Source organism: Streptomyces viridochromogenes DSM 40736 (assembly GCF_000158955.1).
GTDB lineage: Bacteria > Actinomycetota > Actinomycetes > Streptomycetales > Streptomycetaceae > Streptomyces > Streptomyces venetus.
Genome location: NZ_GG657757.1, coordinates 3,789,391 through 3,805,596 on the forward strand (window position 1 = coordinate 3,789,391; position 16,206 = coordinate 3,805,596).

The 16,206-nt window shown below is 72.5% G+C and carries 12 protein-coding genes and 1 pseudogene; 9 read left to right on the forward strand and 4 right to left on the reverse strand.

Annotated features, from left to right (window positions below):
• Together SSQG_RS16505 and SSQG_RS16510 are read left to right on the forward strand one after the other, a co-directional pair.
• Positions 1-748, forward strand: a 748-nt coding sequence (locus tag SSQG_RS16505) for a PQQ-binding-like beta-propeller repeat protein (protein WP_039932878.1), incomplete at its 5' end; no start/stop codon positions are given.
• Positions 749-1,033: 285 nt separating this feature from the next.
• Positions 1,034-2,215, forward strand: coding sequence for a polyketide synthase (locus SSQG_RS16510; protein WP_003990934.1), 1,182 nt, complete (start codon positions 1,034-1,036; stop codon positions 2,213-2,215).
• A 121-nt stretch (positions 2,216-2,336) separates the two neighbouring features.
• Here SSQG_RS16510 and SSQG_RS16515 read toward each other — a convergent pair.
• Positions 2,337-4,514: pseudogene (locus SSQG_RS16515) on the reverse strand (SpoIIE family protein phosphatase).
• A gap of 262 nt (positions 4,515-4,776) precedes the next feature.
• Here SSQG_RS16515 and SSQG_RS41385 point away from each other — a divergent pair.
• A complete protein-coding gene (locus SSQG_RS41385) occupies positions 4,777-5,040 on the forward strand; it encodes a hypothetical protein (RefSeq protein ID WP_003990936.1) in 264 nt (87 codons plus the stop codon).
• A gap of 198 nt (positions 5,041-5,238) precedes the next feature.
• Positions 5,239-5,724, forward strand: coding sequence for a hypothetical protein (locus SSQG_RS16520; RefSeq protein ID WP_003990937.1), 486 nt, complete (start codon positions 5,239-5,241; stop codon positions 5,722-5,724).
• A 166-nt stretch (positions 5,725-5,890) separates the two neighbouring features.
• Here SSQG_RS16520 and SSQG_RS16525 read toward each other — a convergent pair whose 3' ends face one another.
• The gene (locus SSQG_RS16525) at positions 5,891-7,813 is read right to left on the reverse strand and encodes a CocE/NonD family hydrolase (RefSeq protein ID WP_003990938.1); all 1,923 of its coding nucleotides are present in this window, start codon (positions 7,811-7,813) and stop codon (positions 5,891-5,893) included.
• 245 nt (positions 7,814-8,058) lie between these two features.
• Between SSQG_RS16525 and SSQG_RS16530 the strand changes: the two genes are divergently transcribed.
• Together SSQG_RS16530 and SSQG_RS16535 are read left to right on the forward strand one after the other, a co-directional pair.
• Positions 8,059-9,633, forward strand: coding sequence for an AbgT family transporter (locus tag SSQG_RS16530; RefSeq protein ID WP_052310293.1), 1,575 nt, complete (start codon positions 8,059-8,061; stop codon positions 9,631-9,633).
• Between the two features lie 21 nt (positions 9,634-9,654).
• Positions 9,655-10,746 carry an ArsR/SmtB family transcription factor gene (locus SSQG_RS16535; protein ID WP_003990941.1) on the forward strand — a complete coding sequence of 364 codons (1,092 nt, stop codon included), beginning with the start codon at positions 9,655-9,657 and terminating at the stop codon, positions 10,744-10,746.
• A gap of 70 nt (positions 10,747-10,816) precedes the next feature.
• On the opposite strand, the gene SSQG_RS16540 is transcribed toward SSQG_RS16535, so the two are convergent.
• Positions 10,817-11,227, reverse strand: coding sequence for an amphi-Trp domain-containing protein (locus tag SSQG_RS16540; RefSeq protein WP_003990942.1), 411 nt, complete (start codon positions 11,225-11,227; stop codon positions 10,817-10,819).
• A gap of 122 nt (positions 11,228-11,349) precedes the next feature.
• Positions 11,350-12,066: a TetR/AcrR family transcriptional regulator gene (locus SSQG_RS16545; protein ID WP_003990943.1), complete on the reverse strand. Its 717-nt coding sequence runs from the start codon at positions 12,064-12,066 to the stop codon at positions 11,350-11,352.
• Positions 12,067-12,180: 114 nt separating this feature from the next.
• On the opposite strand from SSQG_RS16545, the gene SSQG_RS16550 reads away from it, so the two are divergent.
• Genes SSQG_RS16550 through SSQG_RS16560 form a run of 3 tightly spaced genes read left to right on the forward strand, consistent with a single transcriptional unit; the run spans position 12,181 to position 16,163 of the window.
• Complete coding sequence (locus SSQG_RS16550) at positions 12,181-13,929, forward strand: CocE/NonD family hydrolase (protein ID WP_039932880.1); 1,749 nt, start codon at positions 12,181-12,183, stop codon at positions 13,927-13,929.
• 26 nt (positions 13,930-13,955) lie between these two features.
• The gene (locus SSQG_RS16555; RefSeq protein ID WP_039932881.1) at positions 13,956-15,599 is read left to right on the forward strand and encodes an MFS transporter; all 1,644 of its coding nucleotides are present in this window, start codon (positions 13,956-13,958) and stop codon (positions 15,597-15,599) included.
• Positions 15,600-15,644: 45 nt separating this feature from the next.
• The gene (locus SSQG_RS16560) at positions 15,645-16,163 is read left to right on the forward strand and encodes a hypothetical protein (protein ID WP_003990946.1); all 519 of its coding nucleotides are present in this window, start codon (positions 15,645-15,647) and stop codon (positions 16,161-16,163) included.
• Positions 16,164-16,206: the final 43 nt, after the last annotated feature.

The following is a 16,206-nucleotide window of genomic DNA, read 5'->3' on the forward strand; positions in this document are numbered from 1 at the left end:
CGGCGCGGTGCTGGCGAACACACCGTCGGTGCGCACGATGTCGGCCCTCGATCCGCTGACCGGCAAGGAGAAGTGGCGCCACACCTGGGACAAGGGCATCGTGTGCCAGCGGGCGGTGCTGAGCGGCGCTCCCTACCTCCTGTGCACGCCGGACACCGAGAAGCCGGACGACACGGACGTCTTCCGTCTCGACCCCGCCACCGGAAACGCCAGGAAGGTCACGACCGTCCCGGGCAGGGCGGAGCTCATCGGGACCTCGGAGGGGCGGATGGTCCTGATGGCTGCGAAGGGCGCGGCCGGCAAGGACCTTGAGCTGATGACCATCAACGGCTCCGGGCAGCGGACCTCGCACCCCTATCGGAGCGAGGGTGCGGTGGCCGCGTCGCAGATCGCCGGCGACCGTCTGATCTCCGTGTCCCGGCAGGGGAAGGCCTCGGCCTACTCGCTGACCACGGGGAAGACCCTGTGGACCCGCCCGGTGGGCGTCAAGGTGCCCGGGCAGAACACGATGCAGAGCATGGCGTCTCCCGCGGTGTCGGAGGGACAAGGGGTCGTGTACTTCTTCAGCCCGACCGGCGACCTGTCCGGACTCGATCTGCGTACGGGTGAGCAGGTCTGGCGCGGTCATGTCGACACCGGCAAGCCGAGGCCCGGCTTCGGGGGCCAGCCCCAACTCCTGCTCTACGAGGACGTGCTGGTAGCCCGGGACGGAGGCAAGGTCTTCTCCCTGCTGCCGCGGGTCGGCTGAGCTGACCCGACCTGACCCGACCCGACCGACGGAAAGGCCCCGGACCGATCAAGGTCCGGGGCCTTTGCGGTGTGTGTGCCGATTCACGCACCCAAAGTCGCCCCAAGTTGCCCAGGTCACAGCGGAAATGTCCTTTTGTTGGCCATGCTCGGACCGCACGCCGGGGCGCCCGAAGTGGAGCGCACCGGCATCGACTTGGTGCGCCCCTCTTCTCCCCCTCTTCTCCCCGCTTCTCCCCCCCTCTTCCCTCCCTCTCCCCCTTGCTCCCGCAGAAAGGTGCCAACCATGGCCGCTTACCTGTGCCCCCCTGCCGTGATACACGGCAGGCACACCGTGAAGACCAGCCAGATCGTGGCGGAAGTGCGCGAGCGGCACCCGCACGCGCCGTGGGCGCCGCGGATCGACGGCATCGCCGCCAGTACGGGCATCGAGAACCGCGGGTGGATGCTGCCGCTGGAGACCGCCGTCGCGCCCGGCGAGGGGAGCGGTCTGGCGGCCGGGGCCCGGGCTGCCCGAGAGGCGCTGGCCCGTGACGGGTTCGCCGAGCCGGACGTGGACCGCGTGATCGCCTCGCTCGAGGCGATACCGGTGCCGCAGACCGTCCAGGAGCGCACCGCGCCGGCCTGGGCGGCCGTGCGGTCCTACGGGGAGCAAGCGGCGCGCGGGGCTCTGCAGATCGCCGGGCTGGACCCCGCGGACGTCGACTGCCTGATCACCAGCAACTCCACCACCCCGGCGCTGCCGGGCCTGGACGTCGCCCTGGCCGACAGACTCCCGCTCCGCCAGGACGTGCTGCTGCTGCCGGCCACGCAGTGGGCCTGCATCGCCGGGACCCGCTCCCTCGCGCTGGCGGCGGATCTCGTGGCCGCGGACCCCGACCGGGTGGTGCTGGTCGTGATCGCGGAGGCACTGAGCACGACGTACCAGCCCGCGGACGACACGCTGGAGTCGTTGATCGTCCGGTTGCTGTTCGCGGACACCGCGGTCGCCGCGGTGGTCACGGGCCGCCCGAGGCCCGAGTCGGTGCTGCGGCTGGACGCCGCCTGGCACCACACCCTGCCCGGCACCCAGGACCTGCACCGCCTGGAGACACGGGCGGACGGCACCCACTTCGTGATGGACCGGCGCGGGCCGCGTGCCGTGCAGGAGACGGTCACCGCCATGTGGGAGTGGCTGCGCACCCGGCACCAGGACGATCCCGGCTCCTGGCACCCCGACGTGCTGCTCGCGCACCCCGGCGGGACCCGGGTGCTGGAGTACATGGAGCAGACGATGCCCGACGGGTGGCCGTCGGGGCTGCTCGACCACAGCCGGGACAGCTACACCAGCGGCAACCGCGGAGGTGCCGCCGTGTTCGACATCCTGCGCAGGGCGCACGACAGGGGGCTGGAGCCGGGCAGTCGTGCCGTCCTGTACGCGGCGGCCCCGGGGCTCACGGCCACCGCCCTGGAAGGGGAATGGCTGTAGCGCGTATCAGCGGCCGGGCCGAAGGGCGATGGCTGGTAGCCCGCATCACCGGCCGGGCCGAAGCGCGGTGGCTGTAGCCGGCGTCAGCGGTCGGGCCGACCGGCCCGGCTTCGCGGCCGCGTCACCTCGCGACCGCCGCCCAGACCACCTTGCCGGTGTCCGTCCACCGCACCCCCCACCGGGTGGTGAGTCGATGCACGACGTGCAGGCCACGGCCGGCGTCGTCGAGGAGCGCGCCCGGGCCCAGCCGGGGCCTGCCGTTGCCGGTGTCGCCCACCTCGCACAGCAGCCCGTGACCGGTTCGGATCAGCCGTACCGTGATGGGGCCGCGGGCGAAGCGGACCGCGTTGGTGACCAGCTCGTCGACCACCAGCAGCACGCTGTCCCGGGTGTCGTCCCTGGTCCGCCACTGCCTCAGCAGCGCGGAGACCAGCGTGCGGGCCCGGGCGGCCGCGTCGTCGCGGGCGGGCAGACGCCAGGTCGCGGTGTCCTCCTTGCGGTAGCCGATCATGCGCGCGAGCAGCAGGGTCACGTCGTCGCGCCGCCGCACGGGCGCCAGCTCGGAGACCACGTGCCGGGCGGCCTGCTGCAGGGCGTCCCAGGGGTGCACCGCGGCCACGGCGTCCGCCAGCCTTCCGATGCCCTCGTCGATCGACACGGCGGGGTCCTCCACCAGGCCGTCGGTGTAGAGGGCGAGCAGCGAGCCCGGGGGCGCGGCGAACGCGTGCACGCCGAACGGCTCCCGCAGCGCGAACTCGGCGCCCAGGCCGGGGTGGGGACGGACGGCGACCGGGCCGGCCGGTCCGTCCGGGGGCACCAGGACCGGTGGGAGGTGGCCGGCGCTGGAGAGCGCGACGCGGTGGCTGACCGGGTCGTAGACGGCGATGCAGCAGGTCGACCCGAGGGCGCTGTAGCCGGCCGCCAGCCCGGACTCGGCGTCGTCCAGCAGCGACACGGTCTCGTCCAAGTGCTCCAGCACCTCGTCGGGCGCCAGCCCAGCGGAGAGCAGTGCCCGGGCCTCCATGCTCAGCTGTCCCATGGTCGCCGCGGCCCCCAGGGCCGTGCCCGACGACGTCTCCGACCACCAGCGCGGGTACGGCCGTCCGGCAACGGGGAAGCTGTTCACCCAGTCACCGCCGACGCCCGCTCTGTCGGGGGTCGCGGGCTGGTAGACGCTGGCGGTCTCGATGGTGTCGCCGCTGGTCCGCGGGAGGAGACGGCGCTGCAGGGCCAGCACCTGCGTGTGCTCGCGCTGGTGCCGGCGGGCCAGGTCGACGTGGTGGGAGGTCCTGGCCACCAGTTCCTGGAGGTCGAGCAGCTCGCCGTCGCCGAAGGGGCGGTCCTCCCGCCGCCAGATCTCCGCCAGGCCCAGCACGACGGGTGGCGTGCCGTCCAGGATCAGCGGTATGCACGCCACACCCGCCGCCCGGTCGCTGGGCACCAGCGCGCGTACCAGGCGCGGGCTGCCGAGGACCCGCTCGATCGCCGCCCGGTCGGGTATGACGAGGGCCTGCGCGGCATCGTCACGGCGTATCGCCTGCGACAGCAGGCGGCTCGCGTCGCGGGGAAGGTCCTCACCCGGAGTCACGTAGCCCTCGGGCCACACCCGGTCCGGCACCAGGGCCGCCCGTCGCAGCCGGATGCGTCCCTGCGGCCGCTCGGCGACCCCCTCGCCCGTCCAGACGGCGAAGTCGAGGTCGACGGCGGCCACGTCTCCCCAGGCCAGCAGGGACTCCGCGAGCGACTGGGCCGTCTCGCCGATGTCCAAGGAGGTGCCGATCGCGGTCTCGGCGGCGTACAGGTGCAGCCTCCTGGCCATGGCGATCAGGGAGACGGTCAGGCCCTCATGGGGTGCCGCGGCGGCCAGGATGCTCATCGAGACCACCATCTCCGACCCGTCGGCGCGGCGCAGGCGCTGGACGCGGGCGACGTGCGGCTCACCGGTGTCGAGGACCTGCCGCAGGCGCCGGGTGACCGTCGGTACGTCCCCGGACGGCAGGAGGTCGACGAAAGGGCTTCCGGTCACGGCGTCCAGCCCCTCGAAAACGGGGGCGTCCAGGTTGCAGCCGGTGATTCTCAGGTCGTGGTCCAGGTTGACCGCGCCGAGGATCTGCTCCTGGGGGCCCGAGGCGGGGTCGGAGGTCAGGCGTCGGCGGGCGGGGCGGTCGGGCCGCGGGCCGGCGGAATCGGTGGCGGCTGCCGCTCCGCCGCGCGGGATGTACCGCCCCAGGGCGCTGCTGACCGTTTCGAACGGTGACGAGGACGAAGGGGGAGGGGAGGGAGAGGGTGTGGAGTCCATGCGGCTCTCTCAAGCTCGCTCGCCAACCCCGGCGCCGTGCCGGGGCCGTACCAGAACCCGTGTGCCAGGGGCCCGAGACTCCTGACCGCACATTTCATTCAATAACACCCGGGGCCGCTTCGCCTACACCAGCGGGTCGGGGCGTCGGACGCGCAGTGACGGGTCGCGACGGTCGGTGACGGTGTCGCAGCGGTGGCATGCGGCTTCGGCAGCGCCACGGCCGACCCTTGACCCCGCCGATCCCGGCTGATCAGCTGTGCCCATGGCCAGCGAGCCCAGCGAGCCCAGCGAGCCCAGCGCGTACGAGAAGGCAGTGCCGGTCGTGGCCGCCAACCTTGCCAAGCTGGAACGAGCGGTCGGCCGGACTCGCGCTTCCCACGCCGGGCAGTCCTACGCCGAAGTCCACCGGGCACTTATCGAGGCACTGGTACAGGAAGGCGTCCGACATGTCGTCCCCTCTCAGGTCGTCGAGGAATGGGCACGGCGGGTCTCCGGGACCGGAGGTACCGGAGACGGAGCTGACTGACGGGGAACGCTCCGCTATCCCTCCTCGGTGAGCCGGTCAAGCGGATTCGGGGCGTACAGCCGATATCCAGTCAAGTCATTGCCGGTTCTTGTGCGGGCACGTTTGCGTATGTGAGGCTCTTGATCGCCAACCGGGGGATGTGTCGACCGCACGCGTTTATCGCCCCTCGGGAAATCACATCGGTTCGAGGGGGACGAATTGAACGTCAAGCTGCGCGGAATCTTTCTGAAATCAGCCCTGTGCGCCGGTGCGGCCCTGGTCGCCGCACCGGCCGTCTCAGGAGGATCGGCGGCGGCCACCACCGGTGGTGCGGCGGCAGCTCCCGTGGCGTGGTCCGCGACGCACGGAACCGCCACCGCGGCCGGTACGCGGTGGACCGAGGCGAGTGACAGCGGATCACCCTTCTCAGCCCTCGTGATCGAGGGAGAGCTGCGCAACAGCGGATCCGAGTGCTACTCGGTGTGGGTGCGGTGGATGCGTGACCTCGTCCCGGGGCCCTACACGAAACAGGTAACGCAGTGCGGCACCGGCTCGACGCCCGTGAACATCCGGCTGGGCGCTTACTTGCCGACGACCACGGGCGACCTGAAGGTGTGCCGCGGAAACCAGGACACCAAGGACTGCGGGGATCCGGTGTCCCTCACATCCTGGCCGGTCACCGGCACCTCCCGGACGACGGGCTGACCGCAGAGAAGAACGCCGCGTAAGAAGGCCGCCCACGTGTCTGTGCGGGCGGCCTTCGTCATCCCAGCCTCAACTCCTGCGAATGCGTGACGCCGGGGACGAGCGAAGACTCGTCATGTGCAGTGGCGGCGACGCGCGCGGTCGCTGATCGCGGTGCGTTGTCCGGTCATCGAAGCGCCGCCGCTCCTCCTTCCAGCCACACCCGCAGGTGGGAGGGTCGCTCCGCGTCCATGTGGACCGTGTTCGTCGCTGTCCTGGTGCGGCGGGCCGTTGCCTCTGGTTCGCCCGTGTTGGTGTTGACGTCGAAGCGGGGGAAGTTGCTGGAGGAGATGTCCAGGCGGATGCGGTGGCCGGCGGCGAAGAGGTTGGCCGTGTCGGGGGCCGTCACCTCGATCTCGTAGATCCTGCCGGGGACGAGCGGCTCCGGTTGTTCCCAGGAGCGGTGGAAGCGGCAGCGGACTATGCCGTCCGTGAGGTTCATGGCGAAGCCGTGGGGATAGTCGGCGTTGGGCGGGTGGACGTCGACCAGTTTGATGGTGAAGTCGGTGTCCGAGGTCGAGGTCGAGATGTGGAGTCTTGCCGAGACCGGGCCGGCCAGGACCACGTCCCGTTTAAGTGGTGGTGTGGTCAGGCTGATCACGTCCGGGCGGGAGTCCAGGGGGAGGTAGGGCTCGCGGGCTCCGTGGACCCGGGCGTCCGGGGCGTTCTGGTCGTACGCTCCGCCCGCCATCACCGGTTCGCCCGAGGTGACTTGGCCTCCCATGGTGGGGACCGGGTGGCGGGGGTCGAAGTCGTAGGTGACGGATGCGACGGGGGCGGTGGGCGGGGTGGTGGACAGGGCGCCGTCGGTGGTGAGGTACAGGTTCACCGGGGACGTCGACTCCGGGGGCCACTGCGTGTCCGTGCGCCAGGTGCCGCCGTGGCGCATCCGGCCTGCCGCGTCGCGTCTGCCGTCGCCTCCGCCCATGAGGAAGTACTGGACCGCCGGGAGGTCGTCGCCGGTCTCCGCTTCCCGGCCCAGTGCCCTGTCGAACCAGCGGCGGCGGAACTCCAGGTACGAGGGTGCCAGGTTGCCGTCGAGGGTCGAGCGGGGGCCGAAGTCCACGTCCCCGGCGTGCGTCTCGCACCGGTGGCCGTGTGTCCACGGGCCCATGACCAGGTAGGAGGGGGCCGACTTCAGCTTCCGCAGGGCGGTGAAGTTCTCGATCGTGGAGCGGACGTAGGGGTCGTACCAGCTGCCCATGTGCAGGCTCGGCGCGTCCGGGAAGAGGTCGTAGAAACCCCGGCCGTAGATGGCCGGGGTGCGGTAGTAGTCGCCGAACGTGTCCTGGCGCCACTGTTCCAGCAGGTAGTCCTCGTACGCGGGGAGGTGGCGCAGCGGGGTGCAGCCGGGGCGCCAGGGAAGGGCCCCGAACCAGCCCGCCACGTCCACCCGCAGCAACGCCTCCGACAGCACCGGGTCCGCCGCCGCCTCCGGGCTGCTCAGCGCCTGCCGCAAGGCCCAGGTCACCTGCTTCAGTTCGAAGGCGCCGCCCATGCGCAGCCCCGCGTCGTACGCCGAGGAGAAGCCGCCCGAGTCCTGGAACATGGCCGCCGGGCCCGAGGTGCCCTCGGCGGCCGCGGCGGCCTGGCAGTGCGCCGAGTAGGAGACGCCCGTCATCACGACCCGGCCGTCGCACCACGGCTGTTCCTTGATCCAGGCGATCGTGTCCGCGCCGTCCGGGCCCTCGCCCAGGTACTTCACGAAGGTCCCCTCGGAGTCGCCTCGGCCCCGGCAGTCCTGTCGTACGACGTGGTAGCCGGCGTCGGTGAAGTGGCGGGCGATCTCCTCCGGCCTCGGGAGCGGCGCGTCGGCGCGGTCCTGGTCCGAGCCTCGCTGGGCCCGCCGGCCGTAGGGGGTGCGCTCCAGGAGCACCGGGAGCGCGGTCGCCTCCGGTGCGGGTGAGGCCGAGTACAGGTCGGCGGCGAGGGCGACGCCGTCCCGCATCGGGACGTGGAGCGTGCGGCGCCACAGGGCGCCGTCCTGGAGGGGTTCCGGTCGGCCGGTGCGGGTGGTGGCGGTGGCATGGGGTGCGTCGTACGAGGTCACGCTCGTGACGCTAGGCAGTCGCCCGGGGCGGGGGCGATCACTTGACGTCATGAGGTCAACTGTGGCGCCGGACGGTGACGGGAGCCGACACGGGTCCTACTGTGCAGCGCAAGCAGGACTACCGTCCCGATTTCTCCCTTTCCTCCCCCTCCCCCTTTTCTCCCCCCTCGCCTCTGCCCTTCGTCCCCCCTTCCTTCCCTTCCCGCCTCCCTTCCCTGTCCTCCCCGTTCCCACAGGAGCCCGCCATGAGCACACCCGTCCACCGCACCCCGGAGGTGCGGGACCCCGAGCCCGGCGAGGAGGGGCGGGGCTCCCGGCTCCTCGACCTGGTCGAGCGCGCGGGAAACGCGCTGCCTCATCCGTTCTGGCTGTTCTGGATCCTGGGCGGGGCCGTCGCCCTCGTCAGCTGGGTGCTGAACGTGTCCGGGCTCCGGGTCGAGGATCCGTCTTCGGGTGATCTGGTGGGCGTGCGCAGCGCGCTGTCGGCGGACGCCGTGCGGGACCTGGTCACCGGTGCCGAGGAGTCGTTCGTGACCTTCGGCCCGCTCGGCATCGTGCTGATGGTGATGCTCGGTGTGGCGGTCGCCGAGCGTTCGGGGCTCTTCGAGGCGCTGGCCCGCCGGACGCTGTCGGGTCTGTCGCCGCGGTCGGTGGTGCTGGGGGTGGCTCTGGGCGGCGTGCTGGGGAAGTTCCTGTCGGACTCCGCGTACGTGGTCCTCATACCGCTGGGGGCGGTGGCGTTCCGGGCCGTGGGGCGCTCCCCCATGCTCGGCATGATCGTCGCGTTCGTCTCGATCAACGCGGCGGGCGACGCCAACCCGCTGATCGCGCCCGGTGACGCGCTGTTCGCGTCCGTGGCCACGGAGTCGGCGCAGCTCGTCGACAAGGACGTGGTGGTCCGCGCGACGGACAACATGTACTTCACCACCGTCTCGGCGTTCGTGCTGGCCGGGACCATCGCATTGGTCGTCGACAAGATCCTCGCCAAGCGCGAGCACCGCCTGGCTCCCGACCCGGACCTGGAGGAGGCGGCGGCCCGGCAGGTGGTCGCGGCCGGGGTCGACGACGCCACCGAGATGCGCGCCCTGAAGCTGACCGGAGTGGCCGTGCTCGGCTACGCCGCGCTGATCGTGCTGGCGTTGGTGCCCGGCTCGTCGCCGCTGCGCGGCGAGGGGGGCGCCATCGTGGAGTCCCCCTTCATGGACGCCATCGCCGTCTTCCTCACCGCCTTCTTCCTGCTCATCGGCACGGTCTACGGGCGGCTCACCGGGCGGATCAGAGGCAGTCGCGCGATACCGGAGTTCATGGCGGACGGGGTGCGTTCCATCGCCCCGCTGCTGGTGCTCTTCTTCGCCGTGTCCCAGTTCCTCGCCCTGTTCAAGTGGACCAACATCTCCACGGTCGTCGCGGTCGAGGGCGCGGACTTCCTGAAGCGGCTGGGCGCGCCCACGCTGCTGCTGTTCACGCTGCTGATCGTCGTGGTCGCGCTGATGAACCTGCTCATCACCTCCGGCTCCGCCCTGTGGACCCTGGTCGCCCCGGCGCTGGTGCCGATGCTGATGCTGCTCGGCACGCAGCCGGCCACCACCATGGCGCTCTACCGGATCGCCGACTCCTGCACGAACTCCATCACCCCGATGAGCACCTCGTTCATGCTCTGCGTCGGCTATCTGCAGACCCTGCGCCGCAAGGCCGGCATCGGCACCCTGGTCTCCTTCACCCTGCCGGTCGCCATGATCATGCTGGGGGTGTGGGTGCTGCTGTTCTTCGCCTGGTACCTGCTGGGCATCCCGCTCGGCCCGGGGACGCCGGTGCGGTGAGTTCCGCCGTACGGTGACAGCGTGAGCATCGTCCTCGACCTCGGAGGACTCGGCCCGGCGGATCTCGTGGCCGGGCCCTGCGCCCTGTCGGAACTGATGGCGAGCCTGCATGTGCTCGCCGAACCGGAGCACCACCCGGAGGCCGCCGGCTGGGCGGCCCGCGCGGCCGCGGCGGACCCCGAGCTGGGTGACGAGCTGTTCTTCTTCGCCCCTCTCTGGGCCCGCTTCCGCTGCCGCCTGTTCTTTCCCCGGACCGTGCCGCTCGCGGCGGGCCTGGACGAGGAGCTGGCGGCGGTCGCGGCGCTGCGGGCCGAGGAGTTCCTGGAGCTGGTGGCGCCCGGGGTCCTCGGCACCACGGCGATGCCCGTGCCGCCGGCTCGCGAGCTGCGCCCCGGCAGTGCCGCCGCGGAGGAGTACGCGCGCCGCTGCCTGCGCCGCTCCTACGCCCGCGGTGAGCTGGCGCGACAGCTGGTGGCTTCACCTCTGGAGCTGCGGGACCGGCTGCTGGCGGTGCTGCTCGCCGCCGACGCGGCCTTCTTCGCCGAGGACTGGCGGGCGCTGCGGCCGGTCCTGGAGGAGCACGCGCGGGAGGTGCGCCGCCGGCTCGCGACCCGGTCGCCCGCGGACGTTCTCGCCGAGCTGCTGCCGACGGCGGAGCGGGTCGGTCCGGGGGAACGGGTGCGGCTGGACAAGCTGCAGATCGACGAGGTGAAGGTGGCCCCGCGTCCCCTCGTGCTCGTGCCGTCCGCCCGGGTGTGGCCGCATCTCACGGTCAAGCACGAACACCCCTCGTGCGTGGCGGTGCAGTACCCGGTGGCGGCCACCGCCCCGGGCGGGCAGCTGACCGTGCGGGATCTGCAGGACCGGCTGATGGCGCTGACCTCGCCCGCCCGGATGGAGCTGTGCCGCCATCTGCTCGGCGAGCCGATCACCACCTCCGAGCTCGCCGCCCGGCTCGGCTCCAGCGAGCCACAGGTCTCCCGCGCCCTCAGGACGCTGCGCGAGGCGGGCCTCGTGCGGTCGGCGCGGGAGGGCAAGCTGGTGCGTCACCGGCTGGCCACGGATGTCATCCGGCGGCTTGGCCACGATGTTCTCGCAACCGTGGCCCGGTGAGGCCGCGCTGCCGCCGCCGAGCGGGACCAGGCCGCGACCAGGCTTCGATCACACCGCGATCACGCCGCGATCAGGTCTTGGCGGTCCGCTTCCCGGTTGTGCTCCCGCTGGTGGTGGTCGTGCCGCCGCGAGCGGGCTTGGCGGTCTGGTTCTTCCGCTTCGTGGAGGTCGCCGCGCCCGAGGCCGTCAGCGACGGTGCGGCCCGGGTCGAGGCGGCCCGGGTCGAGGCGGCCCGGGTCGGGGCGGTCCGGGTCGGGGTGGCAGGCCACTTGAACTCGATCTCGAGTTCGATCTCCCCCTCACCGATCTCGACCTCGATCTCGCTGCGGAGGTCGTCCGGGATGCGCAGGCTCAGCGTTCCGGGACCGAGTTCCAGTTCGGCGTCCTCGCCTTCCCGCAGCGCGGCTGCGAGTGCCGTGAGCTGGTCAGCCGCCTCGCGGCGGGTCAGTGAGCGCTTCTGCTCGAATTTGAGGTCCGCCATGGGTGCCTCCGATCCGCCGCCACGAAAGACAGGAACGACAGGAGAGAACTGGGTGACTCCATTCTGGTGCCAAGTCCGGGACGGGGCCTCCCCGTGGCGGCGCCCGCCGCATCCCCCGCGGGTCAGTCGGTGCCGAGGCCGTCGATCAGGCGGTTGAGGAAGCGGGTGAAGGTGGCGTCGGGGGTGAGGGTGCGGGCGGGGGCCGCGAGGGCTTCGGCCAGTTCCGGGTGGTGGCCGTCGGCGGCGACCGTCGCGAGGTAGCGGGCTTCGGCCGCGGCCCGGTCGGGGGACCGGACGGCTGCCGCCTGCATGACCTCGTGGGCGACGTGCCCGGCGACGAACGCGGTGAGCTGGGCGAAGACCTCCAGCTTCGCCGCGCCGTCCAGGCCGGTGGGCCGCAGGGCGGCGAGGGCGTGTTCCAGGAACGCCAGGGTGTTGGGGCCGAGGCTGCGGCGGGTGGAGAGGGCGGCGGGCAGCCAGGGGTGGCGGAGCATGAGGTCGCGCTGGTGGTGGGCGACGGCCTTGAGGTCGGTGCGCCAGTCGCCGGTGAGAGCGGCCGACGCCGGCAGTTCGCCGCTGACGTGATCGACCATCAGCTCCAGCAGCGTCTCCTTGTCGGCGGCGTAGCTGTAGAGCGACATGACCGCCGCACCGACCTCCGCGGCCACCCGGCGCATCGTGACCGCGTCGAGCCCCTCCGCGTCCGCCAGGGCCACCGCGGCCGCCGTGATCGCCTCGCGGCTGAAGGCGGGCCTGCGGCCTCTGCGGGGCTGACCGGGGCTCAGCCACAGCTGTTCGGGATCCACACCAGTGGCGCCGGATCCGCCGTCACGCGTCACGGGCTCCGCACTCCTTCCGCCGATCGCCTGGGCCCGATCACCGCGGGCCACTGTGGAGCTCATCCAAGCATCCCCTATTCTCGTACACTGTACGTAAAAACGAGGAGGGGAACCATGGCATCACGCACCCACGACGCCGCGGCGAGGCCGGCCTGGGCACCGTCCGCCCGGAAGCCGCCGCTGTCCTCACGGATGATGAGGGCGATCTGGCGCGGCCTCCCGGCCAAGCGGTACGACGTCGGGTGGGAGCCGGGGCTGGTGGTGCCGGCCGGCGACGGCAGCCCGCTCGTCACGGACCACTACTTCCCCCGCGCGGACGGCGACTTCCCGACCCTGCTCGTGCGCTCGCCCTACGGCCGGGGCCTGCCCTGGTCCCCCCAGTACGGCGTGCTCTTCGCCGAACAGGGCTTCCACGTGGTCCTGCAGAGCTGCCGCGGCACCGGCGGCTCCGGCGGCGCGTTCGACTACTGGCGCAACGAGCCCGCGGACGGCCTCGCCACCGTGTCCTGGCTGCGTGACCAGCCCTGGTTCGACGGCACCCTCGGGACGGTCGGCCCCAGCTACCTGGGATACGTGCAGTGGGCGCTCGCCCTGGACCCGCCGCCGGAGCTGAAGGCGATGGTGGTGCAGGTGGGGCTGCACGACCCGCACGCCCTGTTCCACTCGGGCCGTGCCCTCCGGCTGGAGAACGCCCTCCTCGTCGGTGTCGGCGTGGCGCACCAGCACCGGGGGGTCGTGCCCTTCGCCCAGGCCGCGCTGCGGCTGCAGCGCCGTATGCGCGACATCGTCGGCGCGCGGCCGCTGCGCGGGGCGTACGCGTCCGCCCTCGGGGACGTGCCGTGGCTGGACGACGTGATGACGCATCCGGACGCCGGCGACCCGTACTGGGACGGCGCGTCCCTGGCGCGGGCGGCCGAGGGGCTGAGCGTCCCCACGAGTCTGGTCACCGGGTGGCACGACGCCCTGGCCGACCAGACGTTCGAGCAGTACGCCCGGCTGCGCCGGACCGGGGGCGAGACCGCCCTGCTCGTGGGCCCCTGGACCCACACCTCCGCGCTCCAGCAGGGCTGGCCCGAGGTCTTCGCGGAGAGCCTCGCCTGGCTGCGCGCGCACCTGTGCGGCGATCGCTCCGGGCTGCGCCCCACCCGCGTGCGCGTGCACGTCGGCGGCGAGGACGCCTGGCGGGACCTCGACGACTGGCCGCCGTCCGCCCCGCCGTCCCCCGACGCCACAGACGCCACAGACGCCACAGACGCCACAGACCCGTGGTTCCCCACGCCGGACGGACACCTGACCCGGAGCGACCCCGCAGCCCCCGCGGCCCCCGCGGGCCCCTCGCCCGTGACGCCCCCGGCGCTCGCGTCCTTCCGCTACGACCCGGCCGACCCGACCCCCTCCGTCGGCGGCGCCCTGCTCTCCCGCACGGCCGGTCCCCGCGACAACAGCGACCTGGAGGCCCGGGAGGACGTCCTGACGTTCACCGGCCCTGCGCTGACCGAACCCGTGGAGATACTCGGCCCGGTCTCCGCGCGGCTGTCCGTCTCCACGGACACCGGGTACGCCGACGTCTTCACCCGCCTGTGCGACGTGGACGAGCGAGGCCGCTCCACCAACGTCTGCGACGGGTTCGCCCAGCTGGAGACCGCGGGGGAGGCACCCTCGGAGGCCATCGTGCCGATGAGTTCCACCGCCCACCGCTTCCCGGCCGGGCACCGCGTCCGCTGGCAGATCAGCGGCGGTGCCCATCCGCGCTACGCCCCCAACCCCGGCACCGGAGAGCCCCCGATGGACGCCGTCGGCCTCGAACCGACCCGCATCACGCTCCACACCGGCTGCGCGCTGCTGCTCCCCCATGACGGGTGAGGCGGAAACGCCGGGCATCGGATGCCATGGACTCCGTGACACGCTGGCGTGCGCTGATCGTCCTCGGTACCGCCCAGTTCCTGATGGTCCTGGACACCTCCGTCATGAACGTCTCCATCAGTCAGCTGGTGGAGGACTTCGACACCGAGGTCACCGCCATTCAGGGCGTCATCACGCTGTACGCGCTGGTCATGGCCGCGTTCATGATCATCGGCGGCAGGCTCGGGGACATCTTGGGGCGGCGCCGCGTGTTCCTGCTCGGGCTGGTCGTCTACGCCACGGGCTCGGCCGTCACCGCCGTGGCACCTGCCCTGTGGGTCCTCGCGCTCGGCTGGTCCGTCGTCGAGGGACTCGGCGCCGCCCTGGTGCTGCCGGCCATGGCCGCCCTCGTCGCTGAGTCGTACCGGGGTCGCGACCGGGCCGTCGCCTACGGGGTCATCGGTGGTCTGGCCGGTGCGGGGATCGCCGTCGGACCGCTGCTGGGCGGCTGGGTGACGACGTACCTCACCTGGCGGCTGGTGTTCGCCGGCGAGGTCGTGGTCGTCGTGGCCGTGCTGTGCGCGCACCGGGTGATCCCGCGGACCGACCGGACGGGGCCGCGTCCCCGGCTGGACGGCGTAGGAGCCGCGCTCTCCGCGGCCGGGCTGGGGCTCGGGGTGCTCGGCGTGCTGCAGAGCAGCACCTGGGGGTGGGTGCGGCCGCGCAACCCTCCCTTCACGGTCCTGGGCTTCGCGCCGACGCTGTTCGTGGTCGGGGCGGGGATCGTGGTGCTGGGCGTCTTCCGGTACTGGGAGCGGCGGCGGGCGGAGCGGGGCGCCGATCCGCTCGTGCACATGGCGCTGCTGGGCAGGCCCCCGCTGCGTGCCGGGCTGCTGACGCTGCTGAGCCAGAACCTCATCCTGCTCGGGCTGTTCTTCGCCATCCCGCTGTACCTCCAGGTGGTGCAGGGGTTCGACGCCTTCGAGACCGGGCTGCGGCTGCTCCCGGTGTCGGCCGCCATGCTGGTGGTGTCGCTGTGCGGGTCCTCGCTGGGGCGGGTGGCGGGGCCGCGCAGGGTGGTGCGGCTGGGTCTGGTGACCTTGACCGCGGCGGTCGTGTGGCTGCTCGCGACCATCGATCCCGTCATCGACGACGCGCAGTTCGCCGGTGCCATGGCGCTGCTGGGTGTGGGCATCGGCCTGCTGGCCTCGCAGCTGGGCAACGTCGTGCAGTCCAGCGCGGGCGAGGACGAACGCAGTGAGGTCGGGGGGCTCCAGTTCACGGCGCAGAACCTCGGCTCCGCGCTGGGCACCGCGCTCATCGGGTCGATCCTCGTCGGCGCGCTGGCCCACGCCTTCACCTCCCAGGTCGCGGACGACCCGCGGCTGTCCGAGGAGACCCGGCAGCAGACCGGTGTCGCGCTCGAAGCGGGGATCACCTTCGTCTCCACCGGCCAGGTGCGCTCGGCGGCCGAGCGGGCCGGGCTTCCGCCGTCCGAGGTCGAGGCCGTCACCGACTCCTACGCCTCGGCGCAGCTCGACGGTCTCAAGGCGGCGATCCTCGCCACCGGCGGCATCGCGCTCGTGAGCTTCACCGTCACGCGGCATCTGCCGGCCGGTCCTTCCCGGAAGCCGACCGGAGCCGGGGCCGGGTCCGGGGCTCCGGTGGGGGCCGCCGGACCGACACCCTGAGCATCGACGCGCCGAGCAGCGGGGCGCCGACCGGAGGAGGCAGAGGTGCGCAGGACCGAACCCGCGGCGGCCGCTGCCGCCCGTGCCGAGCGCCGGGCCCGGGCGGACTACACGGGCGGTGTCTACGGTTCCCTGCTCGCCGCCTCCGTGGTGGTCGGCGCCGGCACACTGGGCGACTTCCCGCGTGCCGAGCTGGTGGCGCTGCTGTTGCTCACCGGCCTGGTGTTCTGGGTCGCGCACGTGCACGCCCAGTTGTTCGGGGCTCGTCTGGCCGAGCAGAACCTGGACCGCCGGACCGTGCTGCACGTGTGCCGCGACGAGTGGCCGATCGTCAAGGCCGCCGTCCCGCCCGCCGTCGCCGTGGCGGTCAGTCCGCTGCTGGGCCTGGACGTGCAGGGCGCGGGCTGGCTGGCGGTCTCCGTGGCCGTGGCCGGGCAGGTCGGCTGGTCCGTGGCGGCGGCACGGCGGGCCGGGGCACCGTGGGGGCTCGTGTACGGGACGGCCTCGGTCAACCTGGTCCTCGGGTTGCTGATCATCGGCTTCAAGCTGGCGCTGAAGCACTGAGGTCACCTCCGCCGGGTGAAGCGGCCGCCGACGCGGGGGCCGA